Origin of the sequence: Enterobacter chuandaensis (assembly GCF_039718975.1) — a bacterium.
Taxonomy (GTDB): Bacteria; Pseudomonadota; Gammaproteobacteria; order Enterobacterales; family Enterobacteriaceae; genus Enterobacter; species Enterobacter chuandaensis.
Map to the genome: position 1 here is coordinate 1,196,885 of NZ_CP097173.1, position 26,412 is coordinate 1,223,296.

26 protein-coding genes are annotated in these 26,412 nt (G+C 57.3%); 10 read left to right on the top strand and 16 right to left on the bottom strand.

What is annotated here, in order from left to right; translation table 11 throughout:
* Nucleotides 1-19: 19 nt before the first annotated feature.
* Genes MX657_RS05790 through tesA form a run of 3 tightly spaced genes read right to left on the bottom strand, consistent with a single transcriptional unit; the run spans nucleotide 20 to nucleotide 2,355 of the window.
* Entirely contained in the window at nucleotides 20-874 is an 855-nt protein-coding gene (locus tag MX657_RS05790) for a co-chaperone YbbN (RefSeq protein WP_151413929.1), read from the bottom strand.
* A gap of 58 nt (nucleotides 875-932) precedes the next feature.
* A complete protein-coding gene (locus MX657_RS05795; RefSeq protein WP_252002513.1) occupies nucleotides 933-1,742 on the bottom strand; it encodes an SDR family oxidoreductase in 810 nt (269 codons plus the stop codon).
* Complete coding sequence (gene tesA, locus MX657_RS05800) at nucleotides 1,732-2,355, bottom strand: multifunctional acyl-CoA thioesterase I/protease I/lysophospholipase L1 (protein WP_346807646.1); 624 nt, start codon at nucleotides 2,353-2,355, stop codon at nucleotides 1,732-1,734. The genes MX657_RS05795 and tesA overlap by 11 nt, the downstream gene beginning before the upstream one ends.
* On the opposite strand from tesA, the gene ybbA reads away from it, so the two are divergent.
* From ybbA to MX657_RS05815, 3 genes are all read left to right on the top strand, one after another.
* A complete protein-coding gene (gene ybbA, locus MX657_RS05805) occupies nucleotides 2,326-3,012 on the top strand; it encodes a putative ABC transporter ATP-binding protein YbbA (RefSeq protein ID WP_346807647.1) in 687 nt (228 codons plus the stop codon). The two genes, tesA and ybbA, sit on opposite strands and share 30 nt — an antisense overlap.
* Nucleotides 3,009-5,423, top strand: coding sequence for a putative ABC transporter permease subunit YbbP (ybbP, locus tag MX657_RS05810; RefSeq protein ID WP_346807649.1), 2,415 nt, complete (start codon nucleotides 3,009-3,011; stop codon nucleotides 5,421-5,423). Before ybbA ends, ybbP begins: the two co-directional genes overlap by 4 nt.
* A 182-nt stretch (nucleotides 5,424-5,605) precedes the next feature.
* Nucleotides 5,606-6,751 carry a porin gene (locus MX657_RS05815; protein WP_119915199.1) on the top strand — a complete coding sequence of 382 codons (1,146 nt, stop codon included), beginning with the start codon at nucleotides 5,606-5,608 and terminating at the stop codon, nucleotides 6,749-6,751.
* Nucleotides 6,752-6,839: 88 nt separating this feature from the next.
* Here the strand turns inward: MX657_RS05815 and mnmH are convergent, their stop codons facing one another.
* The 5 genes from mnmH to ppiB all read right to left on the bottom strand — a co-directional run bounded on the left by mnmH (nucleotide 6,840) and on the right by ppiB (nucleotide 10,908).
* Nucleotides 6,840-7,910, bottom strand: coding sequence for a tRNA 2-selenouridine(34) synthase MnmH (gene mnmH, locus MX657_RS05820; protein WP_346807651.1), 1,071 nt, complete (start codon nucleotides 7,908-7,910; stop codon nucleotides 6,840-6,842).
* 84 nt (nucleotides 7,911-7,994) lie between these two features.
* A complete protein-coding gene (gene purK / locus MX657_RS05825) occupies nucleotides 7,995-9,062 on the bottom strand; it encodes a 5-(carboxyamino)imidazole ribonucleotide synthase (protein WP_080328016.1) in 1,068 nt (355 codons plus the stop codon).
* Nucleotides 9,059-9,568, bottom strand: a complete 510-nt coding sequence (purE, locus tag MX657_RS05830) for a 5-(carboxyamino)imidazole ribonucleotide mutase (RefSeq protein ID WP_014882834.1) — start codon at nucleotides 9,566-9,568, stop codon at nucleotides 9,059-9,061. The genes purK and purE overlap by 4 nt, the downstream gene beginning before the upstream one ends.
* A 119-nt stretch (nucleotides 9,569-9,687) precedes the next feature.
* Nucleotides 9,688-10,410, bottom strand: a complete 723-nt coding sequence (lpxH, locus tag MX657_RS05835; protein ID WP_346807654.1) for a UDP-2,3-diacylglucosamine diphosphatase — start codon at nucleotides 10,408-10,410, stop codon at nucleotides 9,688-9,690.
* A 3-nt stretch (nucleotides 10,411-10,413) separates the two neighbouring features.
* Complete coding sequence (gene ppiB / locus MX657_RS05840) at nucleotides 10,414-10,908, bottom strand: peptidylprolyl isomerase B (RefSeq protein ID WP_000256009.1); 495 nt, start codon at nucleotides 10,906-10,908, stop codon at nucleotides 10,414-10,416.
* A 175-nt stretch (nucleotides 10,909-11,083) separates the two neighbouring features.
* Between ppiB and cysS the strand changes: the two genes are divergently transcribed.
* Nucleotides 11,084-12,469, top strand: coding sequence for a cysteine--tRNA ligase (cysS, locus tag MX657_RS05845; RefSeq protein WP_080328014.1), 1,386 nt, complete (start codon nucleotides 11,084-11,086; stop codon nucleotides 12,467-12,469).
* Between the two features lie 87 nt (nucleotides 12,470-12,556).
* Here cysS and MX657_RS05850 read toward each other — a convergent pair whose 3' ends face one another.
* The 5 genes from MX657_RS05850 to folD form a co-directional block, all read right to left on the bottom strand.
* Complete coding sequence (locus MX657_RS05850) at nucleotides 12,557-13,078, bottom strand: metal-dependent hydrolase (protein WP_080328013.1); 522 nt, start codon at nucleotides 13,076-13,078, stop codon at nucleotides 12,557-12,559.
* A 73-nt stretch (nucleotides 13,079-13,151) separates the two neighbouring features.
* A complete protein-coding gene (malI, locus tag MX657_RS05855) occupies nucleotides 13,152-14,168 on the bottom strand; it encodes a Mal regulon transcriptional regulator MalI (RefSeq protein WP_336238334.1) in 1,017 nt (338 codons plus the stop codon).
* Between the two features lie 83 nt (nucleotides 14,169-14,251).
* Nucleotides 14,252-15,751, bottom strand: a complete 1,500-nt coding sequence (locus tag MX657_RS05860; RefSeq protein WP_039273257.1) for a PTS transporter subunit EIIC — start codon at nucleotides 15,749-15,751, stop codon at nucleotides 14,252-14,254.
* A gap of 231 nt (nucleotides 15,752-15,982) precedes the next feature.
* Nucleotides 15,983-16,195: a ribosome-associated protein YbcJ gene (ybcJ, locus tag MX657_RS05865; protein WP_045356450.1), complete on the bottom strand. Its 213-nt coding sequence runs from the start codon at nucleotides 16,193-16,195 to the stop codon at nucleotides 15,983-15,985.
* Nucleotide 16,196: 1 nt separating this feature from the next.
* Nucleotides 16,197-17,063: a bifunctional methylenetetrahydrofolate dehydrogenase/methenyltetrahydrofolate cyclohydrolase FolD gene (folD, locus tag MX657_RS05870; RefSeq protein ID WP_080328010.1), complete on the bottom strand. Its 867-nt coding sequence runs from the start codon at nucleotides 17,061-17,063 to the stop codon at nucleotides 16,197-16,199.
* Nucleotides 17,064-17,373: 310 nt separating this feature from the next.
* Between folD and fimA the strand changes: the two genes are divergently transcribed.
* The 6 genes from fimA (at nucleotide 17,374) to sfmF (ending at nucleotide 23,385) form a co-directional block, all read left to right on the top strand.
* A complete protein-coding gene (fimA, locus tag MX657_RS05875; protein ID WP_080328009.1) occupies nucleotides 17,374-17,937 on the top strand; it encodes a type 1 fimbrial major subunit FimA in 564 nt (187 codons plus the stop codon).
* 68 nt (nucleotides 17,938-18,005) lie between these two features.
* Nucleotides 18,006-18,551, top strand: a complete 546-nt coding sequence (gene fimI / locus MX657_RS05880; RefSeq protein ID WP_119915191.1) for a type 1 fimbrial protein subunit FimI — start codon at nucleotides 18,006-18,008, stop codon at nucleotides 18,549-18,551.
* A gap of 34 nt (nucleotides 18,552-18,585) precedes the next feature.
* The gene (gene fimC, locus MX657_RS05885) at nucleotides 18,586-19,278 is read left to right on the top strand and encodes a type 1 fimbria chaperone FimC (RefSeq protein ID WP_346807657.1); all 693 of its coding nucleotides are present in this window, start codon (nucleotides 18,586-18,588) and stop codon (nucleotides 19,276-19,278) included.
* 14 nt (nucleotides 19,279-19,292) lie between these two features.
* Complete coding sequence (locus tag MX657_RS05890; RefSeq protein WP_119915189.1) at nucleotides 19,293-21,854, top strand: fimbrial biogenesis usher protein; 2,562 nt, start codon at nucleotides 19,293-19,295, stop codon at nucleotides 21,852-21,854.
* Entirely contained in the window at nucleotides 21,847-22,854 is a 1,008-nt protein-coding gene (gene fimH / locus MX657_RS05895) for a type 1 fimbria D-mannose specific adhesin FimH (protein ID WP_080328005.1), read from the top strand. The genes MX657_RS05890 and fimH overlap by 8 nt, the downstream gene beginning before the upstream one ends.
* A gap of 9 nt (nucleotides 22,855-22,863) precedes the next feature.
* On the top strand, nucleotides 22,864-23,385 hold the full coding sequence (gene sfmF, locus MX657_RS05900; protein WP_217480146.1) for a fimbria assembly protein: 522 nt from the start codon (nucleotides 22,864-22,866) through the stop codon (nucleotides 23,383-23,385).
* Between the two features lie 51 nt (nucleotides 23,386-23,436).
* Here the strand turns inward: sfmF and fimZ are convergent, their stop codons facing one another.
* The 3 genes from fimZ to MX657_RS05915 form a co-directional block, all read right to left on the bottom strand.
* The gene (gene fimZ / locus MX657_RS05905) at nucleotides 23,437-24,069 is read right to left on the bottom strand and encodes a fimbria biosynthesis transcriptional regulator FimZ (RefSeq protein ID WP_045328457.1); all 633 of its coding nucleotides are present in this window, start codon (nucleotides 24,067-24,069) and stop codon (nucleotides 23,437-23,439) included.
* A gap of 812 nt (nucleotides 24,070-24,881) precedes the next feature.
* Nucleotides 24,882-25,598, bottom strand: coding sequence for a helix-turn-helix transcriptional regulator (locus MX657_RS05910; RefSeq protein ID WP_080328003.1), 717 nt, complete (start codon nucleotides 25,596-25,598; stop codon nucleotides 24,882-24,884).
* A gap of 24 nt (nucleotides 25,599-25,622) precedes the next feature.
* A complete protein-coding gene (locus MX657_RS05915; RefSeq protein ID WP_346807660.1) occupies nucleotides 25,623-26,321 on the bottom strand; it encodes an EAL domain-containing protein in 699 nt (232 codons plus the stop codon).
* Nucleotides 26,322-26,412 lie beyond the last annotated feature (91 nt).

The following is a 26,412-nucleotide window of genomic DNA, read 5'->3' on the forward strand; positions in this document are numbered from 1 at the left end:
CGCCACCGGGCAAAGTGCATCAATATAACAACGCGTACAGCTGGCGACGATACTTCGACGCCAGCGCGTCTCCGGTGCCCAGCGCGGCCAGGATCTCCTGGAACATCTTACGCGCCTGACCGTCTGCGGCAGCCAGGTCTTTTTGCAGATGGCTGAACAGCAGCTCCAGCGCCTCTTCGTTACGCCCTACCTGGTGCAGCTGCAGTGCCAGCTGGCTTGCCAGCGCGGCATCCGCCGGGTTGTCGGCTACCTGCTGCTGAAGCTGCTGAATTTCCGGGGTGTCCGCCGCCTGCTTCAGCAGCTCAATCTGCGCCACCAGCCCCTGATAGCGGGTGTCCTGATCCTGCATTGGAACCGTCTTGAGCACGGCTTCCGCGTCTTCTGAACGGTGCAGGGCGATCTGCGTTTCCGCCAGCAGCAGGCCGATCTGGCTGTTCTGGTTCGACAGCTGCCACGCCTCTTTCAGCAGCGGCAGCGCCTCGTCGTATTTGCCTTCCTGCATCAGCGCCATGCCTTCCTGCGCTTTCAGCTCTTCTTCGCGCGGCAGCACTTTATCCAGCAGGGCGCGAATCGCCTCTTCCGGCTGGGGCCCCTGGAAGCCATCAACAGGCTGGCCGTTCTGGAACAGATAGACGGTTGGAATGGCGCGCAGACCAAACTGCGACGCGACCATCGGCTCGGCGTCACAGTCCAGCTTAGCGAGAATGAACTGACCGTTGTACTGCGCGGCAAGGCTTTCCAGCACCGGCGTCAGCTGCAGACAGTGCTGGCTGCGCTCAGACCAGAAGTAGAACAGCACCGGTTTAGCCATCGACTGTTCGAGGACCTGTTGCAGGTTTGCTTCTGTAATATTGACGATATTCTGTACGGACATGCGGCTTTCTCTTTTGTCGGTTTACTCTTTACATGGGGATGAGCGTCGTCGCTTCAACTCAGCCGTGCAAAATTTTGTCCATTATCCTGCCCGGCAGCAGGCGCTTTAGCCAGCCGACGGCATGGGTGACCAGCGTCACCGGATAGCGCATTTTGGGATGCTCGCTCTCAAAAGCATGGCGCACTTTGGCAACCACCGCCTCTGGCCCGAGGGTAAAACGTGCGGCGATGCCGGGGTTTTCGACCGGTTTATCCGCCTGGGTCTGGTTAACGTTTTCGGTAAAGCGGGTGCGGATCGGGCCGGGTTCAATCAGGCTGACCTTGATGCCGCTGTGGCGCAGCTCCATGCGCAGGGCGTCGGACCAGGCCTCCAGCGCATATTTACTGGCAGCGTAGGCGCCGCGTCCCGGGGTGGAAATCAGCCCCATCACTGAGGATGTCATCACGATGCGCCCTTCGCCGTGCGGCAGCATGGCCGGGAGCAGGCGCATAGTGAGCTGATGGACGCCGAAGAAATTGGTTGAAAACTGCTTCTCCAGCGTTTCGCGCGAGAGCGTATCCAGCGGGCCATACACGCCGTAACCGGCATTATTAAAGAGACCGTACAGACGGCCTTCGGTCAGGGCTATCACCTCGTCGGCGGCGCGTTCAACGCTCTCCGGCGAGTCCATATCCAGCAGCACGCCGGTAAAGCCCAGCCCGTTCATACGTTCGACATCGTCAGGCTTGCGGCACGCGGCCAGCACCCGAAATCCCTGGCGCTTTAGCTCGAGCGCGCTCTCAAGGCCGATTCCGCTGGAACATCCTGTTATTAAGACCGATTTTTGCATAACTTTACCTGTCAGGAACTCCGCTGAATTACGAGTCATGTTTAACTAAAGGAGCCAGCCGCGTTGCCATCCAGTCGGCAATAAACGGCTGCGCATCGCGATTGGGGTGAATACCGTCGTCCTGCATCCACTGGGGGTTGAGATAGACCTCTTCCATGAAAAATGGCAGGAGCGGAATATCAAACTCTTTGGCAAGCTTAGGGTAGATCGCGCTAAAGGCCTCATTATACCGACGACCGTAGTTGGCGGGCAGGCGAATTTGCATCAGCAGCGGCTGGGCGTTTGCTGCCTTGATATCCTGCAGAATGGTGCGCAGCGTTTGCTCGGTTTGCTGAGGCTGGAAACCGCGCAGGCCGTCATTACCGCCCAGCTCAACCAGCACCCATCGCGGCTGATGCTGCTTGAGCAGCGCAGGCAGGCGCGACAGCCCCTGCTGCGAGGTGTCGCCGCTGATGCTGCCGTTAATCACAGACGTTTTGCTCTGCCATTTATCATTGAGCAGAGCGGGCCAGGCCGCGCTGGCCGCCATGCGGTAGCCCGCGCTCAGGCTGTCGCCAAGAATCAGTAACGTGTCCGCTGCCGCCGCGCGGAAGGTCATCAGCATCAAAAACAGGAAGGGCAAATGCCAGCGGAAAACAGTGTTGAAGTTCATCGTCTTAAGAAGTCCGTCGGTCAGGGGGAGCAGGAGCTTTCAATCCTTACCGGAGTTGAACTCGTTGTCAAACGCGCCGAAACCATCGCGCTGATTGGCGAATCCGGTTCCGGGAAGTCCACGCTGCTGGCGATTCTGGCCGGTCTGGACGACGGCAGCAGTGGGGAAGTCCACCTTGTCGGGCAACCGCTGCACCAGCTTGATGAAGAGGCGCGGGCCGCGCTGCGCGCGCGTCATATCGGTTTTGTCTTTCAGTCCTTTATGCTGATCCCGACCCTGAACGCGCTGGAAAACGTCGAACTTCCGGCGCTGTTGCGCGGCGAAAAGAGCCGTGAAAGCCGCACGCAGGCGAAGGCGCTGCTGGAACAGCTCGGCCTGGGCAAGCGTCTCGACCATCTTCCCGCACAGCTTTCCGGCGGCGAGCAGCAGCGCGTGGCGCTGGCGCGGGCGTTTAACGGCCGCCCGGAAGTGCTGTTTGCCGATGAGCCCACCGGCAACCTTGACCGTAAAACCGGCGACAAAATTGCTGACCTGCTGTTTTCGCTTAACCGCGAACATGGCACCACGCTGATCCTCGTGACCCACGATCCGCAGCTGGCCGCCCGCTGCGACCGCCGCCTGCGGCTGGTGAACGGTATTCTTCAGGAGGAAGCATGATCGCCCGCTGGTTCTGGCGCGAATGGCGCTCGCCCTCGCTGCTGATTGTCTGGCTGGCGTTAAGCCTGGCGGTGGCCTGCGTGCTGGCGCTCGGCAGCGTCAGCGATCGCATGGAAAAAGGGCTCAGCCAGCAGAGCCGCGAGTTTATGGCGGGGGACCGGGCGCTGCAGAGCTCTCGCCCTGTGCCGTCGGGCTGGATTGACGAAGCGCGCAAAGAAGGGCTGAAGGTGGGGGAGCAAATCACCTTCCAGACCATGACCTTCGCGGGAGATACCCCGCAGCTCGCCAGCGTCAAGGCCGTGGACGACATCTACCCGATGTACGGGGAATTACAAACCAGCCCGCCGGGGTTAAAACCGACGCCCGGCACGGTGCTGCTGGCATCTCGTCTGATGGCGCTTCTGAACCTAAAACCTGGTGACAGTATCGACGTCGGCGACGCGACGCTGAACATCGCCGGGGAAGTGGTGCAGGAGCCCGACTCCGGCTTTAACCCGTTCCAGCTTGCGCCGCGCCTGCTGATGAACACTGCCGACGTTGCGGCAACCCATGCCGTTCAGCCGGGAAGCCGCGTCACCTGGCGCTACAAGTTTGGCGGGACGCCTGCCCAGTTGGAGGCGTATGAAAAATGGCTTCTGCCGCAGCTCAAGCCGGAGCACCGCTGGTACGGGCTGGAGCAGGACGAAGGGGCGCTGGGTAAATCTCTTGAACGTTCTCAACAGTTCCTGCTGCTGTCTGCGCTGTTAACTCTGCTGCTGGCGGTGGCGGCGGTTGCCGTGGCGATGGGGCACTACTGCCGCAGCCGCTACGACCTGGTGGCGATCCTCAAAACTCTCGGCGCGGGGCGGGCGCAGCTGCGCAAGCTGATCGTCGGCCAGTGGCTGATGCTGCTGGTTCTCTCTGCGCTTACCGGCGGAATAATAGGGCTGCTGTTTGAAAAACTGCTGATGGTGATGCTGAAACCGGTGCTGCCAGCCGCCTTGCCCCCGGCAAGCCTCTGGCCTTGGTTGTGGGCGATAGGTGCGATGACGGTGATCTCGGTGCTGGTGGGGCTGCGCCCGTACCGCCTGCTGCTCGCCACGCAGCCGCTGCGGGTGCTGCGCAACGATGTGGTGGCGAACGTCTGGCCGCTGAAGTTCTATCTTCCGGTGATTATTGCTGTTGCGGTCGGGCTGCTGGCCTGGCTGATGGGGGGCAGCACGCTGCTGTGGGCCGTGCTGGCCGGGGCGGTTGTACTGGCGCTGTTGTGCGGCGTGCTGGGCTGGCTGTTGCTCAACGTTCTTAGAAAGCTGACGGTCAAATCGCTGCCCGTGCGGCTGGCGCTCAACCGCCTGCTGCATCAGCCCTGGTCAACGCTCAGCCAGCTGTCGGCCTTTTCGCTGTCGTTTATGCTGCTGGCGCTGCTACTCGTGCTTCGCGGCGATCTGCTGGATCGCTGGCAGCAGCAGCTTCCCCCGGAAAGCCCGAACTATTTCCTGATCAACATCGCGCCGGAACAGGTCGCGCCGCTGAAGGGCTTCCTGTCGGAGCATCACATTGTCCCCGAGTCGTTCTATCCCATCGTTCGCGCCCGTCTGACACAGATCAACGGCCAGTCAACCGAGGGGAACAAGGACGAGTCGCTGAACCGCGAACTCAACCTGACCTGGCAGGAGAAGCGCCCGGATCACAACCCGATAACCGCCGGCACCTGGCCGCCGAAAGCGGGGGAGGTGTCGATGGAAGAGGGGCTGGCGACGCGCCTGAACGTGAAGCTCGGGGACAGCGTCACCTTCACCGGTGATACCCAGGATTTTACTGCCAAAGTCACCAGCCTGCGTAAAGTGGACTGGGAAAGCCTGCGGCCGAACTTCTTCTTTATCTTTCCGCCAGGCGCGCTGGACGGACAGCCGCAGAGCTGGCTGACCAGCTTCCGCTGGGAAAACGGCAACGGCATGCTGACCCAGCTTAACCGGGAATTCCCGACGGTCAGCCTGCTGGATATTGGCGCGATCCTGAAACAGGTGGGACAGGTGCTGGAGCAGGTGAGCCGCGCGCTGGAGGTGATGGTGGTGCTGGTGACAATCTGCGGCGTGCTGCTGCTGCTGGCTCAGGTGCAGGTGGGCATGCGCCAGCGTCATCAGGAGCTGATAGTCTACCGCACGCTTGGCGCGGGCAAGCGCCTGCTGCGCATGACGCTCTGGAGCGAATTTGCTTTACTGGGGCTGGTGGCAGGGCTGGTCGCGGCGATTGGTGCAGAGACGGCGCTGGCGGTGCTCCAGACAAAGGTCTTCGACTTCCCGTGGGAGCCTGACTGGCGTCTCTGGCTGATCCTGCCCCTCTGCGGCGCGGGGCTGCTCTCGCTTTGCGGTGGCTGGCTCGGCACGCGATTGTTAAAGGGCAAAGCCCTTTTCCGCCAGTTTGTGAATTGATTTAGCATGGTGATAATTACGCACCGGGTTTTATGCCGGTGCGTAGCACATAAATAGCACAAAGTGATAACGCTATAGCGTTTAGTAGCACAAAACATTAAAAACCCGTCCACACAGCCCGATTATTTCCAGTTAATATTCACCCGCTAAATATTTAGCAGCGTGTCTATTAAGGAAAAATAATGACTATAAAAAAATCAGCGCTGGCGGCAACGATCGGCGCGGCAGTGGCATTGACTACTTTTGCATCTCAGGCAGAAATCACCGTACTTAAGCAGGATCCTCAGGCGGGTAACCCGCTGAGCCGCCTGAACTTCACCGTTGGCGGCAGTATTCGTCCTCAGTTCCAGAACATGACCGGCGACGACGGTAAAAACAGCTACAAGCGTAACGGCTTTGACGGCGGCACCCGTTTCCGTTTCGCGGCTGATTACTACCTGTTTGATGACATCAGCTGGATCAGCTACTACGAGCTGGGCGTGAACATTCCTGCGCAGTTCAACTGGGATCACCACTACGCAGACGGTGCGCACGACACGTCTCGTCGTATGCTCTACACCGGTCTGAAGAGCGACACCTGGGGTACGCTGACCTTCGGTCAACAGAACAGCGTTTATTATGATGTGGTGGGTGCGAAAACCGATATCTGGGACTACGACATGATCGGTCAGGCACCGGGTAACGGTATCAACGGCGACTACGACGGTTCTTATCGTTCACGCCAGATGCTGAAATATAAGAAAACCGTGGGCGATGCCGACATCTATGCATCTTACCTGTTTGAAGACAGCGAATACCTGCCGGGCAACGGCCTGCGCTACAAGCGCAAAGGCGGCGGCTCACTGGGTATCGATTACCACCTGACCACCGACCTGACCTGGGGCGCCGCGTGGAACTACACCCGTGCGGACATGCGTAACCCGGACAACGGCGACAGCAAAACCTACGACCAGAACATCCTTGGTACTGCGCTGAGCTGGACGCCGGACAACTGGACCTTCTCCGCGGGAGGCGGCTGGTACCAGAACTTCCTGACCACCAAAAAAGTGTCTGTTAACGACTACTTCGCCGGTGATGCATGGGGTATTGAATACTTTGCGGGCTACAAATTCCCAATCGGTCAGTACGCGGTGAAATCCATCCAGCCTTACTTCATGGGTGACCGTATTGAGTACGTGAATGGCCGTAACTACCAGCGCATCGACAACGGCGTGGGTATCAGCTTCCAGCTGGATTACGGTTTCCGCGTGGATTACGAACACGTGTTCACCTCCAGCACCGACAACCTGGGTGACATGAACCTGGTGCGTCTGCGTTACGACTTCTAAGTGGTCTGTTCCCCGGTGGCGCTGCGCTTACCGGGGCTACAAAGGCACGCGTAGGCCGGGTAAGGCGCAGCCGCCACCCGGCTTTTTTTCAGCGATCAAGCCACTCGGCAATGTCTGCGAATGTTCCGCGATACACAATCTTTTCCGCCTTTTTCGCCAGCTGATAGCCATACATTGGGTCGTAATAGTCCTTCAGCAGCGGTGCAAGCCAGCTGAAGTGCGCGTCAGTGCTGCCAGAACGTTGCTGTTCCAGCAGCGCGGAATCTAACAGCGCGGTGAATTCAGCATACCGCTGCAGCCCCAGACGACGGCGAATGGCGAACAGGCCGTGATGCAGGTACTCGCTGTACTCTTTCCAGCCCGCTTCTTCACCGTAAGCAGCAGAAAAATCGGCCCACATATGGTCAAAATACTCTTCGCGCAGGCGCTCCAGGCGGACGTCAAAGGGGTCTTCGACGACAACGATAGGGGCGTCAACCATGCGGTCGCGCAGGCACTCCGGGAGATGGTTGGAGCCAATCATCCGGCCTTCGTCTTCCAGCACCCAGCGCGTGGCGTCTTTTTTCAATAGCTCAACCGCAAGGTGATTTTCAAAGCTGGCCTGGGAAAGCTGCGGCGTGAGCGTGCGGCCAAACGACGATCCGCGATGGTGCGCCAGCCCTTCCAGATCAATGCCCTGTGCGTGCTGCTTCACCAGCAGGGTTTTACCGTTTCCGGTACAGCCGCCAATAAGCACCATCGGCTTTTGCGACTGCTCAATGGTCACCTGAATCGCCGTCTGACGCAGGGCCTTATAGCCGCCGCGGATCAGCGGGTAGTCGACGCCCGCTTCTTTCAGCCAGGCCTGCGAGATATGTGAACGCTGGCCGCCGCGCGCGCAGCAGAGATAGCCCTCAGGATGGGCAAGGCTGGCTTCCAGCCAGGCGTTGATGCGCGCGTCGCGCGTCGCGCCTTTCACCAGATTATGGCCGAGCGCCAGCGCAGCCTCGGGGCCCTGGCGTTTATAGCAGGTGCCGACGGCGGCGCGCTCGTCGTCGTTCATTAAGGGCAGGTTGACTGCCGCAGGCATCGCGCCCTGGGCGAATTCGGTCGGCGCGCGAACGTCGATTAAAGGGGTATCAGACGCGAGGATCGCGCGATAGTCCGTTCCATCGTTCATGGTTATTCCAGAAGAAAACTAAGCAGCAATGGGCGGGGATTGTACGCCGGGGAAGGGGAAGGTCAACTCCCCGGCGTGGATGTCTTACTTAAGCTTTGACTGTGCCCAGACAATGCCGCTCGCATATTCCGGCGGCAGGAGAGGGATCATCGCTTCGAGCGTGGCGCTCAGGCGATCGGTATCGCTGTCGTTCAGGTTGAGGTGACCCACTTTACGACCCGCTCGAACCTCTTTGTCATACCAGTGCAGATGCACCAGCGGCAGCTTCAGCCAGTCGTAGTTCAGATCGGTACCGATCAGGTTGATCATCACCGACGGGCTGTTGACTACCGGCTGCGGGAGCGGCAGGTCGGTGATGGCGCGCAGGTGCAGCTCAAACTGGCTGATGGACGCGCCGTTTTGCGTCCAGTGGCCGCTGTTGTGCACGCGCGGCGCAAGTTCGTTGATCAGCAGACCCGACGGCGTGACGAAACATTCCATCGCCATCACGCCTACGTAGCCCAGCTCGTGCATGATGGCAGAAAGCATCTCTTCCGCCTGCGCCTGCTGGTCGGCATTGGCCTGCGGGAAGGCGACGCTGGTGCGCAGAATGCCGTCCTGATGCAGGTTATGCGTCAGCGGGTAAAACACCGTGCGGCCATCGTGCCCGCGTGCGCCAACCAGCGACACTTCGCCGCTAAAGTTGATGCCCTGCTCAACGATGCACTCGCCGTAGCAGTCGTCCGGCAGCTCGGTGGTTTCATGCGCGCGCAGGCGCCACTGCCCGCGGCCATCGTAGCCACCCACGCGACGCTTCACGATCGCCAGCTCGCCCAGCATGGCGAAGACGTCATTCCATTCGCTTTTGTCAGACAACAGCTGCCACGGGGCGGTCGCAAGACCGAGCTTGTCGAACAGCTGCTTTTGCGTCAGACGGTCGGCGATGATCGGAAACACGTCGCGGTTCACAAAGGCGTTATGGCGCGCCAGCTCGCGGGTCAGTGCGGTTTCCGGCCAGCGTTCAATTTCGGCGGTGATCACGCTCTGTTGGAACGGCACCGCTTCCGGCTCGGCGTCCAGCCCGACGGGCCAGACGGCAATACCCAGCGGCTCACCGGCCTGACGCAGCATGCGGCCTAGCTGGCCGTTACCGAGGACGCAAACCTGCTTCATGCCGCACCCCGCGGGTCCGGGTTATCCAGCACCTCGTCGGTCTGGGCTTTACGCCACTCCGCCAGACGCTGATGGAGCGCTTTATCGTGCGTCGCAAGAATTTGCGCTGCCAGCAGGGCGGCGTTCGCGGCACCCGCTTTGCCAATCGCCAGCGTGCCGACAGGAATACCGCGCGGCATCTGGACGATGGAGTAAAGGCTGTCCACACCGCTTAACGCGGCGCTTTGAACCGGAACGCCAAGAACCGGCACCAGCGTTTTAGCGGCAATCATGCCCGGCAGATGTGCTGCGCCGCCCGCACCGGCAATGATCACCTCGTAACCGTTCTCTTCGGCGCTTTCGGCGAAGCTGAACAGTTTGTCCGGGGTACGGTGCGCGGAGACCACTTCAACGTGGTGCGGAACATTCAGGATTTCAAAGATTTCGGCGGCGAACTGCATGGTAGCCCAGTCGCTTTTGGACCCCATCACGATGGCGACACGCGCCGGATTATTGCGGGAAGACATGCGTCTTAAAACTCCTGTGGTGCGAAACACACTGCTTTCGAGGGCACAGAGAATAGCATGTTATACGGGCAAGGAAAACGGTTGCGTGGCTGAGAAACAGGCGAAACGACGAGAAAAAGTTAAAACGGAAAAGCGATCAGTTCGACACCTTCGGGGGTGACTTTGACCATCGAACCCTCAGTGTGCCACGCGCCCAATACCACACGATGGGCCGGTTCACCGTTGGCGATAAGGGAATGCACGTCAGGACGATGGGTATGACCGTGGATCAACCACTGGACGCCATGCTTCTCCATCACGCTCACCACGGCCTGCGGGTTCACGTCCATGATGGTCAGGGATTTGCTGCTGTTGGCAGCCTTGCTGCCCGCACGCATTCTGGCGGCGATGCGGTTGCGGATAAACAGCGGCAGGGCAAGGAATACCTTTTGGATCCACGGCGTGTGAACTTTGGCGCGAAATGCCTGGTAGCCGGTATCGTCGGTGCAGAGCGTGTCGCCGTGCATGATCAGCACCTTGCGACCATAGAGATCGAGCACCTGCTCTTCCGACAGCAGCGTCATGCCGCTCTCGCGGGCGTAGCGCTTGCCGAGCAGGAAATCACGGTTACCGTGAATGAAGTAGCAGGGGACGCCGGAATCCACCAGCGTTTTAATGGCGGCAGCCATTTCACGGTGCAGCGGGTTAGGATCGTCGTCGCCAATCCAGGCTTCGAACAGATCGCCCAGGATGTACAGCGCGTCGGCGCTTTTCGCTTCACCGCGTAAAAAACGCAGAAAACCGGCGGTTATCGCCGGTTCTTCTGTTTGCAGATGCAGATCCGCAATAAAGAGTGTCGCCACGAATTACTCGCTGACGGTCACGCTTGTAATCACAACGTCTTCTTTAGGAACGTCCTGGTGCATACCGCTGCGGCCAGTAGAGACGGCTTTGATCTTATCGACCACGTCCATACCTTCAACCACTTCTGCGAACACGCAGTAGCCCCAACCCTGCAGGCTTTCGCCGGAGAAGTTCAGGAAGTCGTTGTCAGCCACGTTGATGAAGAACTGCGCGGTTGCAGAGTGAGGCGCCTGAGTACGGGCCATTGCCAGCGTACCGCGGGTGTTTTTCAGGCCGTTGTTCGCTTCGTTTTTGATCGCTTCTTTGGTCTCTTTCTGGCGCATGCCAGGCTCGAAACCGCCGCCCTGGATCATAAAGCCGTTGATCACGCGGTGGAAAATAGTGTTGTTGTAGAAACCTTCGCGGCAGTAGTCCAGGAAGTTTTTAACTGTTTCAGGCGCTTTGTCATCAAAGGTCTTGATTACGATATCGCCATGATTAGTGTGGAAAGTAACCATTTTTGCATCCTGTTCCGTTATTGTGGTACGTCGACCCGCCTTCGGGTCATATATAGGGGCTTGTTATAGCATAACCACAGGACGCGATCACCTTGCATTGTGTGCTGATCCTATTCCGAATTATGGGTATTATAGGGAACAAACAACTCACACACGTGTTTACATGGAATCTTCGATGTTAAAAATCTTTAATACAATGACGCGCCAGAAAGAGGAATTTAAACCTATCCATGCCGGGGAAGTCGGCATGTACGTGTGTGGTATTACGGTTTACGATCTCTGTCATATCGGCCATGGCCGTACCTTTGTCGCGTTCGACGTGGTCTCTCGCTACCTGCGCTTCCTGGGCTATAACCTGAAGTACGTGCGTAACATCACCGACATCGACGACAAAATCATCAAGCGCGCTAATGAAAACGGCGAAAGCTTTGTTGCGCTGGTGGATCGCATGATCGTTGAGATGCACAAAGATTTTGACGCCTTAAATATTCTGCGTCCGGACAGCGAGCCGCGCGCGACCCACCATATTCACGAAATCATCGAGATCACCGAAAAGCTGATCGAACGCGGACACGCTTACGTAGCGGAAAACGGCGACGTGATGTTCTCCGTGCCAACGGACCCAACCTACGGCGCGCTTTCCCGTCAGGATCTGGATCAGCTGCAGGCCGGTGCGCGCGTGGACGTGGTGGACGTGAAGCGTAACCCGATGGACTTCGTGCTGTGGAAAATGTCCAAAGAGGGCGAACCGAGCTGGCCATCCCCGTGGGGCGAAGGGCGTCCGGGCTGGCACATTGAATGTTCCGCGATGAACTGCAAGCAACTGGGCAACCACTTTGACATTCATGGCGGCGGTTCGGATCTGATGTTCCCGCACCACGAAAACGAAATCGCGCAGTCCACCTGCGCCCACGGCGGCGAGTACGTGAACTACTGGATGCACTCCGGGATGGTAATGGTTGACCGCGAGAAGATGTCTAAATCGCTGGGCAACTTCTTCACCGTGCGCGACGTGCTGAAGTACTACGACGCGGAAACCGTGCGCTACTTCCTGATGTCCGGCCACTATCGCAGCCAATTGAACTACAGCGAAGAGAACCTGAAGCAGGCGCGCTCGGCGCTGGAGCGTCTGTACACCGCCCTGCGCGGCACCGACCGGTCTGTTCCTGCTGCGGGCGGCGAAGCGTTCGAAGCGCGCTTTGTTGAGGTGATGAACGATGACTTCAACACCCCGGAAGCCTACTCAGTGCTGTTCGACATGGCGCGCGAAGTGAACCGCCTGAAGTCAGAAGATATGGCGGCGGCAAATGCGCTGGCGTCTCATCTGCGCAAGCTCTCCTCCGTGCTCGGCCTGCTGGAGCAGGAGCCGGACGCGTTCCTGCAGAGCGGCGCGCAGGCGGACGACGGTGAAGTGGCGGAGATTGAAGCGTTGATCAAAGCGCGTCTGGAAGCGCGTCAGGCGAAAGACTGGGCGGCGGCCGATGCGGCGCGCAACCGTCTGACCGAGATGGGCATCATTCTGGAAGACGGTCCGCAGGGGACGACCTGGCGTCGTAAGTAAGTCCTCAACGCCCGGTGGCGCTTCGCTTACCGGGCCTACGAAAGCACGACCGTAGGCCGGGTAAGGCGTAGCCGCCACCCGGCTTTTTTACCTCCGTCGCCACCACAGCAACCCCATCAGCACCGCCCCCGGCAGCCACACCCACAGCAGTTCCGAGATAATCACCTGATGCCCGTACGGCGTGGTGTAGCGCGACAGCGCAAACGGCGCGACCTTAATCACCTGCCACGGCGCGAAAAAGCGTTCATCTGACCACGGCCACAGCCAGCCGACGCCTTTCCCGCCGGTGGTGATCGAATCCAGCAGGCTGTGCGACAGCAGTGACACGGTTAAAAAAAGCCAGCAGCGCGTCAGGCTGGCCCGGAACCAGCGTCGTCCAGTCAGCACGCACAGTATCGGCACCACAAAGGCAAACAGCAGGGAGTGGGTAAAGCCGCGGTGGCCGAAAATATTCCCGTAGGCAACGCCGAATTTGAACGCCAGGACGTCGGCGTCCGGCAGCATGGCGAGCACGATACCGGCAAACAGCAGGCGGGGAGGGATGGTTTTCGTTCCCAGACCTAAGCCCAGGCAAAGGGGAACAGCGGCGTGAGTGATAACGGTAGGCATCGCAATTATCCATGGCAAATCATGGAAATATAGCAGCGAATCCGCTGCAGCAAACCTGTGTCAAATTCTGAATTTACGCTGACTCGCGCGCGATAAGCTGCCCGGAGAGGGTAATGCGCTGGGTTTGCAGAGCCGGCTCTTTCAGCTTGCGGATAATCAGCCCCGCCGCCTGTCGCCCGGTTTCGTCACTGGCCGATGAGACGTAGGTGAAGGACGGGGAGGTGAGGTTAACGTGGAGCATATCTTCAAAACCGATCAGCGCTACCTGCTGGGTCAGGAACACGTCTTTCCCCACGGTGCGGCCCACCTGGTGAATGCCGGAAATAGAGCCAATCATCGCATCCGGCGAATGGCAAAGCAGGGCGGTGATGGAGCTGTTTTTCTCCAGCAGCTGGCGCGTTGCCATCGCAGCGGCCTGCGTATCGTCGCTGCAGGCCGGTGAATAGTCATCGCGCCAGACCAGCCCGTTTTGCGTCATCGCGCTGCGAAAACCGAGCAGGCGCTGCTCGCGGATAAGACAGCCCTCTCGTCCGCCAATATAGGCGATGGTGCGGTGTCCGCGCTCGATAAGATAACGCGCGGCCAGGTTCGCCGCCTGGCGGTTGTCGCGCATCACCAGATTGCATTTTTCGTCGAGCAGAGACTGCGAGACCGCCACCAGCGGCAGAGGGCACTGGCGGATCTGCTCCGGTAACGTGGCGTTACGGGTGTCGGACGCGAGATAAATAACGCCCGCGACGCCCTGCTGCTTAAACGACAGCAGGGTTCGTTCCAGATGTTCGCCGTCGTTCAGCGGCTGGCCGAGAAAAACCATATAACCCTGTTTCTCCAGCTCCTGAACGATGCTCGCCATCACCTTGATGGAAAAGCTGTCGCTGAAGTCGCGCAGGATCAGGCCGATAAGATTGGAGGTGTTGGCGCGGAGGTTGGCAGCGGCGACGTTATGAACATAGCCCAGCGTCGTGATGGCGGCATTGACCTTCCCGATCGTCGCCTCTGAGATTTTCCCTTTCTGACGTAGCACCAGCGACACGGTAGAGACCGAGACGCCAGCGTGCTTTGCGACATCAATGATGCTGACTTTCTTCAAAACCGCTCCCTGAAATTTACCGATTATCAGCCGGATAAGACACGTCTCCCAGCGTACAGGAGACGTGTCGTTCAGGCATCTTATTATTTGCCGATCATGGTGGACATGGTCTGGGCGATAAACTGTGCTCTGGCACCGAAAATCACCTGTATACCGTTGTCGCCGACGAAGACCACGCCGCGCGCGCCGAGCCCGTTCAGCCCATCTCTGTCCACCGCATCGCTCTTCGCCACTTCCAGACGCAGGCGGGTGATGCAGGAGCCGACGGAGTCAATGTTCTGCGCGCCGCCCAGCAGGCCGATGATTTCAGTGGCAAGTTCGGAATCGGACTTGTCATTCGCACTGGCGGTCACTTCCGTACGGCCCGGCGTCTTCACGTCGAAGCGACGGATCACGAAGCGGAAGGTGAAGTAGTAAATCAGCGCCATTGGGATACCGATAATAATGGCGCTCAGGAAGTTGGTCTGATAGCCGTTAAACGACGGCAGGATCCCGAACGACAGGTAGTCGATAAAGCCCGCCGAGAACGACTTGGCGATGTGCGCATGCAGCAGGTACATGGTCATGTACGCCAGGCCCGCCATGATGGCGTTAAAGACGTACAGGATCGGCGCCACGAAGATAAAGGTAAACTCTACCGGCTCGGTGATGCCCGTCAGGAAGCAGGTGAGGGCAGCGGAGAAGAGAATACCGGCCGCGATTTTCTTATTCTTCGTGTGCGCTTCGTGGTACATCGCCAGGCACGCCGCAGGCAGTGCGAACAGCATCAGCGGGAACTCACCCTGCATGAACTTACCGGCGTTCTGGTAGGTATCGCTGCTGAAGGATTTCACCCCTTCTTCCAGCATCTTGAACCAGATAGTCTGGTCGCCGTGGATCACCTGTCCCGCCTGGGTGGTGTAATCCCCGAACGAATACCAGAAGGACGGATACCAGATGTGGTGCAGGCCGAGCGGGATCAGCGCGCGCTCTACCAGACCGAAGATAAAGGTCGAAGCCGCCTGGTTGTCGCCGTTCACCACCACGGAAAGGGCGTCAATCCCGGACTGAATATGCTGCCAGACATACGGCAGCAGCAGGCCGAGCAGGAACGACAGAAACGCCGTTGCAATCGCCACAAAACGCTTGCCGGAGAAGAAGCCGAGGAACTCCGGCAGCTGCATGGTGTGGAAGCGGTTGTAGCACCAGGCCGCGAGGATCCCGCAGATAAGCCCGCCAAAAACGCCCATCTGCAGCGTCGGGATGCCGACCACCATGGCGTATTTTCCGCCCTGAGAGGCCATTTCCGGCGTGATGCTCAGCACGGTGCTGATGGTGATGTTAGTGACAAACACCGAGACTGCCGCCGAGAGCGCGGCGATGCCGGACTCCGATGCCAGACCCACGGCGGAGCCAATGGCAAACAGCATCGGCAGGTTATCAAAGATAACCCCGCCCGCGTTCATCATCAGCGGCAGGTGGAATTTATCGCCGAAGGCCAGCAGCAGGCCCGCAGCGGGAAGCAGTGAAATTGGCAGCATTAAGGCGCGACCAATCATCGATAACTTAGACAGCGATTTAACAAACCCTGATATCAGACTCATGCTGATTTCCCCCGAGTAGCGCTTTTTAAGCGCTGTTATTGTAAGTAGAACGTTTTAGTAGAACGTTCTACTTATCGTGAGGAAAGAGTGAAAAACGCGCAACTGAATTCTCACCTTTCAACAGATGAAATAGTGATTATTTGAAGTTGATCGATAATTAACCGCGATGGATGTGGGGGGATTTTTGATCCCCTCTCCCCCTTTGGGGAGAGGGTTAGGGTGAGGGGAGACTCAGGCCGTAACGGTCACGCTCTGACCTTCAAAGCTCACGGTTTGCCCCGCGACAATCTTGCAGCGCTTGCGAGTTTCCACCACGCCGTCGACTAAAACCCGCCCGTCGGCGATAACGATTTTCGCCTGCGCGCCGCTTTCGCTCCAGCCTTCGAGCTTGAGCAGATCGCACAGCTCAACGTGCGGGTGTTTGCCTAATGAAAATGTGGCCATCTTATGCTTCCTCTACATCGTGGTACTCTTCGCATGCCTGCAAAGTATTCTGAATCAGCGTTGCGACGGTCATCGGGCCTACGCCGCCCGGTACGGGGGTGATATAAGACGCGCGCGCGGCGGCGTCTTCGTACACCACATCGCCGACCACTTTGCCGTTTTCCAGACGGTTAATCCCGACGTCCACGACAATCGCGCCCTCTTTGATCCACTCGCCCGGAATAAAGCCCGGCTTGCCCACTGCAACGATCAGCAGATCAGCGTTCTCGACGTGGTGGCGCAGGTTTTTGGTGAAGCGGTGGGTCACGGTGGTGGTGCAGCCGGCCAGCAGCAGCTCCATGCTCATCGGGCGGCCCACGATGTTGGACGCACCGATAACCACGGCGTTCAGACCGTAGGTGTCGATGTTATAGCGCTCCAGCAGCGTCACGATGCCACGCGGGGTGCAAGGACGCAGGCGCGGCGCGCGCTGGCACAGGCGGCCCACGTTGTACGGGTGGAAACCGTCAACGTCTTTGTCCGGTGCGATACGCTCCAGCACCTTCACGTTGTCGATGCCCGCAGGCAGCGGCAGCTGAACCAGAATGCCGTCGATTTCGTTATCGGCATTCAGGGTGTCAATAAGTTCCAGTAGTTCCGCTTCGGTGGTGGTTTCCGGCAAATCGTAAGAGCGGGAGACGAACCCCACCTCTTCACACGCTTTGCGTTTGCTGCCGACATAAATCTGCGATGCCGGGTTGCTGCCAACCAGCACAACGGCCAGCCCGGGGGCGCGTTTTCCGGCAGCTTTACGTGCCTTCACTTTTTCCGCGACCTCAGAGCGCACCTGCTGCGCAATCGTTTTACCGTCAATAATCTTTGCTGCCATCAGAGAGAAAATTCCGTCTGTAACGTTTGAAAGGGGGGATTGCCTGTATTTTGTCAGAAGCGAGCGCCGCTGTCAGTCACCCTTTACGAGTTTTCATTCGTGAGGCACAAAAACCCTTCTTAAATGATGGTCAATTTCTTAGGCGGGATTAGGATGTGACCTGGCGAAATGGCAGCGTTTTGACATATTTAAAAATCACATCCTGAGCTACTTTGTCTCCTCCGAAATAAGCTTTCAATGAATCAATTGAACGTATTTCTTATTCCCGCTTTCACGCGGGAAGGGTTATTTACATTTTAAAGGAATAGACATGAAACTCAGCAACATTGCTTCTACTGTTATTGCTTCACTGGCCCTGGTCGCGGGTGCCGCTAATGCTGCCGATCCAGCTACGCCGGTTTCCGTAAATGGCGGTACCGTGCATTTTAAAGGTGAGCTGGTTAATGCTGCTTGTTCAGTAAATACCGATTCTTCTGAGCAGACGGTTAATCTCGGCCAGTATCGTACCGCGAAATTCACCAAAGTGGGCGACACCACTTCTAATATTCCATTCAACATTGAACTGAATGATTGCGACCCGCAGGTAGCCAAAACTGCAGCGGTTGCCTTCACCGGCCAGATCGACGCGACCGACAAAACCCTGCTGGCCGTGACGTCCGGTAACAACGACAACACCGCGAAAGGCGTGGGTATCGAGATCCTCGACAGCAAATCCAGCGTGCTGACCCCGGACGGCGCGACCTTCTCTGCGGCGCAGACGCTGATCGAAGGGACGAACACCCTGAAATTCACCGCGCGTTATAAATCAACGGCTGCAACCACCGCGCCAGGCCAGGCGAACGCTGACGCTACCTTCGTAATGAAATACGAATAATTCCCGCGCACAGGGATGTTCAGGCCTCAGGGACGAGGCCCGTCATACGCTACTGCCAGGAACGAAGGATGACAAGGACTGGACTATTACTGCTGTTAACCCTCGCGATGGCTTATCCGGCATCGGCGCATACCGTGGTGATCGAAGGTGGCAAAGTGCATCTTCGTGGTGAGCTGGTGAACGGCGGCTGTGCCGTGGCGCCCGACAGCCAGAACATGCGCATCGACATGGGACAGTACCGAACCAATTCATTTTCCGGTGTGGGCAGCTTTTCAACGGTTAACGTGCCGTTCACCGTGCGGCTGCTGGACTGCAGCGTAGATGTCTCGCGCACCGTGGGGATCCAGTTTCAGGGCGTAACGCCCGCGGAAGATCCGCAGGTTTTTCTTGCGACATCGCGGCCAGGAGAAACGCCTGCCAGCAGCGGCGTGGGGCTGGCGCTTTTTGATGAGCAACAGCGCCAGATTATCCCGAATGCCACGGCCGTCAGCTGGTTGCCGGTGAATACCAGCGAGCTCGCGTTTCATTTCAGCGCCCGCTATCGGGCTATTTCCGAACACCTCGTGCCAGGCAATATTCAGTCGGATGTCTGGTTTACGTTGATTTATCCATAACACCTGCGAACACATTATTAAAGGTACGGTTTTGATGAAGACATTAATTAAACCAGGACTGATTTTATCGTTTATTTTAATGATGGTTTCCGCATGCGCGAATGCTTCCGGCGGTATTGCCTTGGGGGCCACGCGCGTTATTTACCCGGCGGATGCAAAGCAAACGTCGCTGGCGATCACCAACAGCAACAAACAAGAACGTTATTTAATTAACGCGTGGATCGAAAATGCCAGCGGGCAAAAAGAAAAAACCTTTGCCGTCACCCCGCCGCTGTTCGTCAGCGAGCCGAACAGTGAAAACACGCTGCGTATTATTTACGCCGGGCCCGCGCTGCCCGCCGATCGCGAATCGCTTTTTTACATGAACGTGAAGGCGATCCCGTCAGTGAACAAAGCGAAAACGGAAAACAATAACGTGCTGCAGCTGGCGATCCTCTCGCGCATCAAGCTGTTTGTGCGCCCGAACAACCTGGCGATGCAGCCGGATGAGGCGCTGTCTCAGCTGCGTTTTGAGCGCGTGGGCAACCATCTCAAAGTCAGCAACGCCTCTCCGTATTACATCACGCTGGTCAATCTGAAGCTGGGCGGGCAGACGGTAGATAACCTGATGATTGCGCCAAAGAACTCGGCGCAGCAGATCCTTCCGGCCGGTGCCAGCGGCACGCTCTCCTGGCAGAGCGTGAACGACTACGGTGCCATTACACCGGCGCGTAGCGTCAACCTGTGAGCAGAGTCAGGGCGATGAAAAACCACCAGGGGCGTTACTGCCCGGTTGCACTGGCGCTGATGGCAGCGCTCTGGCCACAGGCTGGCTGGAGCGAAAGCTATTTCAACCCGGCCTTTTTGTCCGACGACACCGCCAGCGTGGCGGATTTGTCGCGCTTTGAACAAGGACACCAGCAGGCACCTGGCGTTTATCGTGTGGATATCTGGCGTAACGATGAATTTATCGGCACCCAGGATGTGCGCTTTGAGCAGGCCGAGAACACGCCGCCGGTGGCGGGCGGTTTGTCGCCGTGCATTACGCGCGCGATGCTCGATCGCTTTGGCGTCAACGTTGCGGCATTTCCCGAGCTGGCTAACGTGCAGGGCGAAACGTGCGTGCCGTTGACCACGGCCATTCCCGGCAGCGAAACGGCATTCAACTTTGCCTCGCTGCGTCTGAACGTCAGCCTGCCGCAGGTGGCGATGCAGAACAGCGCCCGCGGCTATATTCCGCCGGAGCAGTGGGATGAAGGCATCCCCGCCGCGCTGGTGAACTACAGTTTTACGGGCAACCGGGGAAGCGAAGACGACAGCTATTATCTGAACCTCCAGAGCGGGCTGAACTACGGTGCCTGGCGTTTACGTAACAACGGCGCATGGCGCTACACGCAAAATAACGGGAAGCGGCGCAGCGAGTGGCAGAATATTGGCACCTGGGCGCAGCGCACCGTTATCCCGCTGAAAAGTGAGCTGGTGCTGGGCGACAGCAACACCGGGAACGACGTTTTCGACAGCGTCGGTTTTCGCGGCGGGCGGCTCTTCTCGTCCGACAGCATGTATCCGGACAGCCTGCAGGGCTACGCCCCGACCGTGCGCGGTATTGCCCGTACGCCTGCCAAAGTGGTGGTTCGCCAGAACGGCTACGTTATCTATCAAAGCTACGTCCAGCCCGGCGCGTTCGCCATCACCGATCTTAACCCGACCTCTTCCAGCGGTGACCTGGAGGTAACGGTCGAAGAGAAAGACGGCAGCCAGCAGCGCTACACCGTGCCGTACTCCACGGTGCCCCTCCTGCAGCGTGAAGGACGCTGGAAATATGACCTGGTGGCGGGGGATTACCGCAGCGGTAACAGCGATCAGGACACGCCGTTCTTCACTCAGGGCACCCTGATTACCGGTCTTGCCAACGGTTTTACGCTGTATGGCGGCACGCAGCTGGCATCACGTTATACCGCAGTGGCCGTCGGGGCCGGGAAAAACCTCGGTGACTGGGGGGCGGTCTCCGTCGATATCACCCACGCCCGCAGCCAGCTCGCGGACGACAGCAAACATGAAGGGCAGTCGCTGCGTTTTCTCTATGCAAAATCGCTGAACGGATTTGGCACCAACTTTCAACTGCTGGGCTACCGCTACTCCACAAAAGGCTTTTACACCCTCGATGACGTAGCCTGGCGCTCAATGGAAGGCTATCAGTACGCCGACAGCAAGGACGATAACGATGTTCCTGACGTGCAGAGCTATCACAACCTGACGTGGAATAAAAAAGGCCGCTTTCAGCTTAACGTTTCTCAGTCCCTCGGTGACTACGGCTCGGTCTATATCTCCGGTAGCGAGCAGACCTACTGGGGAACTGACGAGACGAACCTCTGGTATCAGCTGGGCTATGCGGGCGGCGTGAAGGGGATCAATTACTCCCTGTCATGGTCGTGGAACAAATCCGTTGGGATAGACGGTACCGACCGGATCGCGTCGTTTAACGTCTCCGTGCCGTTCAGCCTCTTTACCCGTCAGGGCTATCGCCGTGACAGTGCAATTGACCGCGCCTATGCCACCGCATCCGCCAGCCGAAACAGCGATGGCGACACAAGCTGGCAAACCGGCGTCAGCGGCACGCTGCTGGAGGACCGCAACCTGAACTACAGCGTGACCCAGGGACACGCCAGCACCAATGGCTCAAGCGGAAGCGCAAGCGCCAACTGGCAGGCGACCTACGGCACGCTGGGCGTGGGCTACAACTACTCACGCGATCAGCACGATCTCAACTGGCAGCTCTCCGGCGGGGTGGTCGGCCACGCCGACGGGGTTACCTTCAGCCAGCCGCTGGGCGACACCAACGTGCTGATCAAAGCGCCGGGGGCTTCGGGCGTCAGCGTGGAAAACCAGACCGGCGTGAAGACCGACTGGCGAGGCTACGCGGTGATGCCGTATGCCACCGTCTACCGCTATAACCGCGTGGCGCTGGATACCAACACCATGAGCAACAACACCGATATCGAAAATAACGTGAGCAGCGTGGTGCCGACCAAAGGCGCGCTGGTCCGCGCCAGCTTTGACACCCGCATTGGCGTGCGCGCCCTGCTGACGGTGACGCGTGGTAACCAGCCTGTACCGTTCGGCGCGGTGGTGCGTGAGACCAAAAGCGGCGTTACCAGCATGGTGGGGGATGACGGGCAAATTTACCTGAGTGGGCTGCCGCTGGAGGGCGAACTGCTGGTCCAGTGGGGCGACGGGGCGCAGTCCCAGTGCCGTGCGCCGTACAGCTTGCCTGAACAGAGCCTGCAACAGGCGATCACACTTAAGGGGATCCGCTGTGAGTAAAATCCATATCTTTGCTTTGTCGCTTCTGGCATTCCTGCCCGCGACACAGGCTTTCGCCACCGTGTGCGTCAACGAAAAGGGCGTACCGACGGAAGTGCATTACGACCTGACGGATAAATTCAACAGCTCGAATAACCAGGTCGGGCAGATTGTCACCCTCAGCGAAAAATCGCAGTGGGTGGGCGTGAATGCCGTCTGCCCGAAGGGCACCGTCGGGAATACCACCAAACGTAGCTATGTGACCGATTACCCGATCACAGGGACCAGCGATGGCTACCAGTATCTGAAGCTTAACGACTATCTGGACGGGGCCATGAAAATCACCGACAGCTATGCGGGGGTGTTCTATCCGCCAAAAAGCTATATCCAGATGGGGAGCCACCCAAATGTCTCCAAAAACAAACCGTTTGGCGTGCAGGACTCCAGCCTGGTCTTCCGCCTGAAAGTGACCCGGCGTTTTATCAATATGGTGGTGATCCCGCGTGCCACCATGTTCCGCGTTTACGTCACCACGACTTCATCCGATCCGTTAACCACGCCGGTCTATACCATTAGCTACAGCGGAACCATTCAGGTGCCGCAAAGCTGTGCCATTAATGCCGGTAACGTGGTGGAGTTTGATTTCGGCGACATTGGCGCCTCTTTGTTCAGCAAGGCGGGCGTGGGTAACAAGCCGGAGGGGGTCTCATCACAGAGCAAAACCATCGCGATTAAATGCACTAATGTGGAGGCAAACGCCATGCTGACGATGCGCGTCGAGGCGGAAAAAGTCTCTGATAATGTGCTGGTCTCGGATAACCCGGACGTGGGGTTCATCATTGCCAACGAAAGCGGGGCACCGCTCACGCCTAACAACCTGACGAGCAAAATCCCGTTCCGTCTCGACGATAGTGCGCAGGCGCAGGTGGGGATCCGGGTTTGGCCGGTGAGCGTGACGGGCAATAAGCCAGCGGAAGGGCGTTTCACCTCGCGCGGCTACCTGCGCGTGGATTACGACTAAGGAGCCGATATGCGAAACGGGATCCGTTTTATCACCGTGGCGCTCCTTGCGCTTTGCACTCAGGCTCGGGCGGAGACCGCATTGGGCGAAATTAACATACGGCTCTACGGCAATATTGTCGATTTCACCTGCGTGGCAGAGGGCAGCGACAGCGACAAGACGGTCACGCTGGGCACCTGGCCCACGAAGCAGCTCAACACCACGGGGAGCCGCACGCAGCCTATGCCCTTTACGCTGAAGCTGACCGGCTGTCCGCCCGGTGCGGCGTCCATTACGTTTTCAGGTAAAGCTGACGGAAGCAATAGCGGCTTGCTGGCGCTGAATGACGCCAGCACGGCAAGCCACGTCGCTGTGGAGATCAGGGATGCGGATAAAACGCGTCTGGCTCTGCAGCAGGCCAGCCAGCCGGTCACGGTTGATGCGCAGGGGAATGCGGTACTGTCGTTCTATGCCAATTATATTGCCACTGCCGATAACCCTCAGCCCGGACGGGCCGATGCGGATGCCACTTTTATGATTAATTATAATTAGCACTGACCGCACTCCCTGCAGCTCGGATAAACTGCAGGGAGTGAATTCAGGTTATAGCAGCTCGTGTGCTTTGGCGTAATCAATTAATTCAACAATGCTTTGTACGCCCAGCTTGGAGTAAATATTGGATTTGTGCGCGCTAATGGTCTTATTGCTTAACAGTAGCTGTTCAGCAATCTCTTTATTGGATAATCCATTCGCCAGGTAACGTAATACCGTGACTTCGCGATTCGATAATGGCATATCCACTGCCATCCCTTTTCCTGAACCCAGGTGGTTTATAAAATTCAGCGTTTCCGACGGGAAAAAAGAATAGCCCATCAGGATCATCTCTACGGCATTGTAGATCTCACCCAAATCTTTTCGCTTACTGACAAAGCCGTTGGCTCCGGCGCGAATCGCACGCCCCGCGTAAAATAACTCTGATTTAGATGAGAGGAACAGAACCTTAATATCTTTGTTTAAGTTTCTGATTCTCTTGAGTAAAGAGAAGGCGTCTGTACCCGTGAGTTCGATGTCAAGGATCACCAAATCAATAGGATGATTGCGAATACAGTCAAGAACCTCATGGCTATCGCCAGACTTAAGCTTGACTGTGATATTTTTATTTTTCTGTAGCAGGACTTCTATCGACATTCTGACGATAGGATGTTCGTCCATAATGATAACGGATGCCGGTTTCATTTTTAATGCCTCAGATTGTTAAAAGCGTTATGCAGAGTTTTGTAAAACTCTCGAAATGCCGGAAGGATATAAAGTGCAGATCCCTATACCGTAGTATTTCCCTGGAAAGAGCGAAAGCATCCTTGTTTACGTAATGAAAAGAACGGTGCCTCAGCGCGGTCATCTCATTTGGCTGGTGTTGGCAAAAAGGTTTTTCTTATTCAGATTTGGTACGCATCTTATTATACAGAGTAAGTTTTTTCCGAAAACCCTGTAAATTATACGTCCCTTATTGGTTTGTATTATCTTCTGGATCTGAATGGCTACCTTTTTAAATTTAGCTGAAATATCCTGTTATCCCATTTACCGCATCTTTTCATCTTTATGTAATAACAAAAAATAACAGATGTCTCTTTATGTTGCTTAATTGTTAAAAAAAGAGAGGGCTGTTTTGCAGCCCGAATCCGGGGCCAGGAGGCGAAAAATTGCTCTCGCAGGTTGCCTGGCCTTCATCTGAAAGACCTCAGGCTGTAACCGTGCCGCGCCATACTCGTACAGGAGAAGATGCTATCTGCTTCGCTTTCCGCTCCAGGAGAGTGAAGTGAAGCTGCTTGTTTTTACATCATTATCATCTTGTTAACGCCTTCTGCATTCGCTTAACGGATGGAGGAAAGTGCTGCCGTTTATTCATTCTGTGACATTTCGCGTGGTACAAGCCCATAAATTAGGAATAGTTATAAATTCGATTTTATTGTTAAAACTTAACAAAATATTAACAATAAAGGTAAGTAAATTCCTAAAGCGCTTTAGGAAATAAGGGGTTAGGGCATCGATTAAAACGGGCAGTCTGAGAGGTTATTAAGAAGGTGTAACAATTCCTGGCGATGGCTCAGCCCAAGCTTCAGCAGAATGCAGCTGAGACGGTAGATAATGCGGCTATAGGGGCGATTGTGCAGAAGGGCAATCTGACGTAACGTCCTGCCGCGGGCAAGCTCCTGGAGGATGGGCCATTCGTTGCGGGAGAACCACTCTTTTTCGGAACCCAGCGGGGGGCGGGTGTCCATCAGGCTGTGCTGAAGTCCTGCGGCGTTGATCTGGCGTTCGAGCACGTGGAAAGGACCTGCCGCCTTGCAAAAGAGGCGGGTGTCATAATTATCTGCCCGGACCAACAGCCACGGCGTCAGGAAAGGTGGATACAGGCTATGCCTTCTCAGCTGGTCCAGTTTCTCCAGAAGCCCGGTGGTACGGCTTTCAACATCCACCACCAGACGGGCCGAAGGCCATTGTGTCTGGGCGCTCAGCGCATCCTCCAGCGTCGCGTAGTCGCAACAGCTGCTCAGGGGAAACTGCCCGTTGAGAAAGCCGGTGCGCAGGTAATGATCCTCCGTCACCAGAATGATAAACGGGGCGTCAGTTTTGCGAGGCTGGCTGATGGACTGGCTCAAAAATTCGAGTCGGTCGAAAAAGGGGGGAGCAAAAGGCGAGTGCGTAAATCCCAGTGCATCACTTCCTGTACGCCGCCGCCGGTAACGGCGCACTGTCATTCGCATGGTCTCCCTCCTGGAAATGGCGTTTTAATCCTCCGGCCATGTCCAGGACGGCCAGTAATACCCCTGGCCGAGATCTGCGCCTGCCTGCAGCGCCAGGGTACGATCGCGTTCAGTCTCAATACCTTCGATGAGCACCTTCCCGGCCAGCTGAAAGCAATGTGAAACCAGTTGCCTCAGCGCGGGCGTGGCACGCAAACGCCAGAAAGCGTTCTTATCAATTTTGATGCCGCTTAACGGTAATCGACAGGATAAAAACGGCTGCATGACGATTTCGTCAATGTCATCCAGCCAAATACGGTGCCCCTGTTCTTTAAGTTGCAGCAGGTTCTGAATAACGCTCTGCTTTTGTGCGGCAGGGAACGTCAGAAAAACAGGGGAGTCGACCAGTTCGATATTCAGCGGCCCGGTTTTCAGAGCGATAAGCCGCTGAAAAGACGCGGGCTCTGTCAGGACGGTTATCGGCAGATTAATAAAAAGGTTATTACCGTGCGGGGTATTTTTTAATGCCGCAAGCTGTGCGTCGAGCAGCGTCATTGACCAGCCTGCGGACTGGTGGCGGAAAAAATCTTCGCTGCACTGGGTTGCGGACAGGATGCTAAGCACCTCCACGCCCGCCTGACGCTGTGAGGAGAGGGCGACGATAGGCTCGAGTTTGATGCCGACGATGTCCTGCGAAAAATAGTCTAACCAGGAAGGCGTATCGATCAGGTTTTGCGCTGTCACTCCATTGTCCTGTTAACTGTCAGCCTTCACGCGGCCGGGAAACCTCACGCTAGTGTGACGGGCCGACGCTCAGGAAAACAGCAGGCGTTAC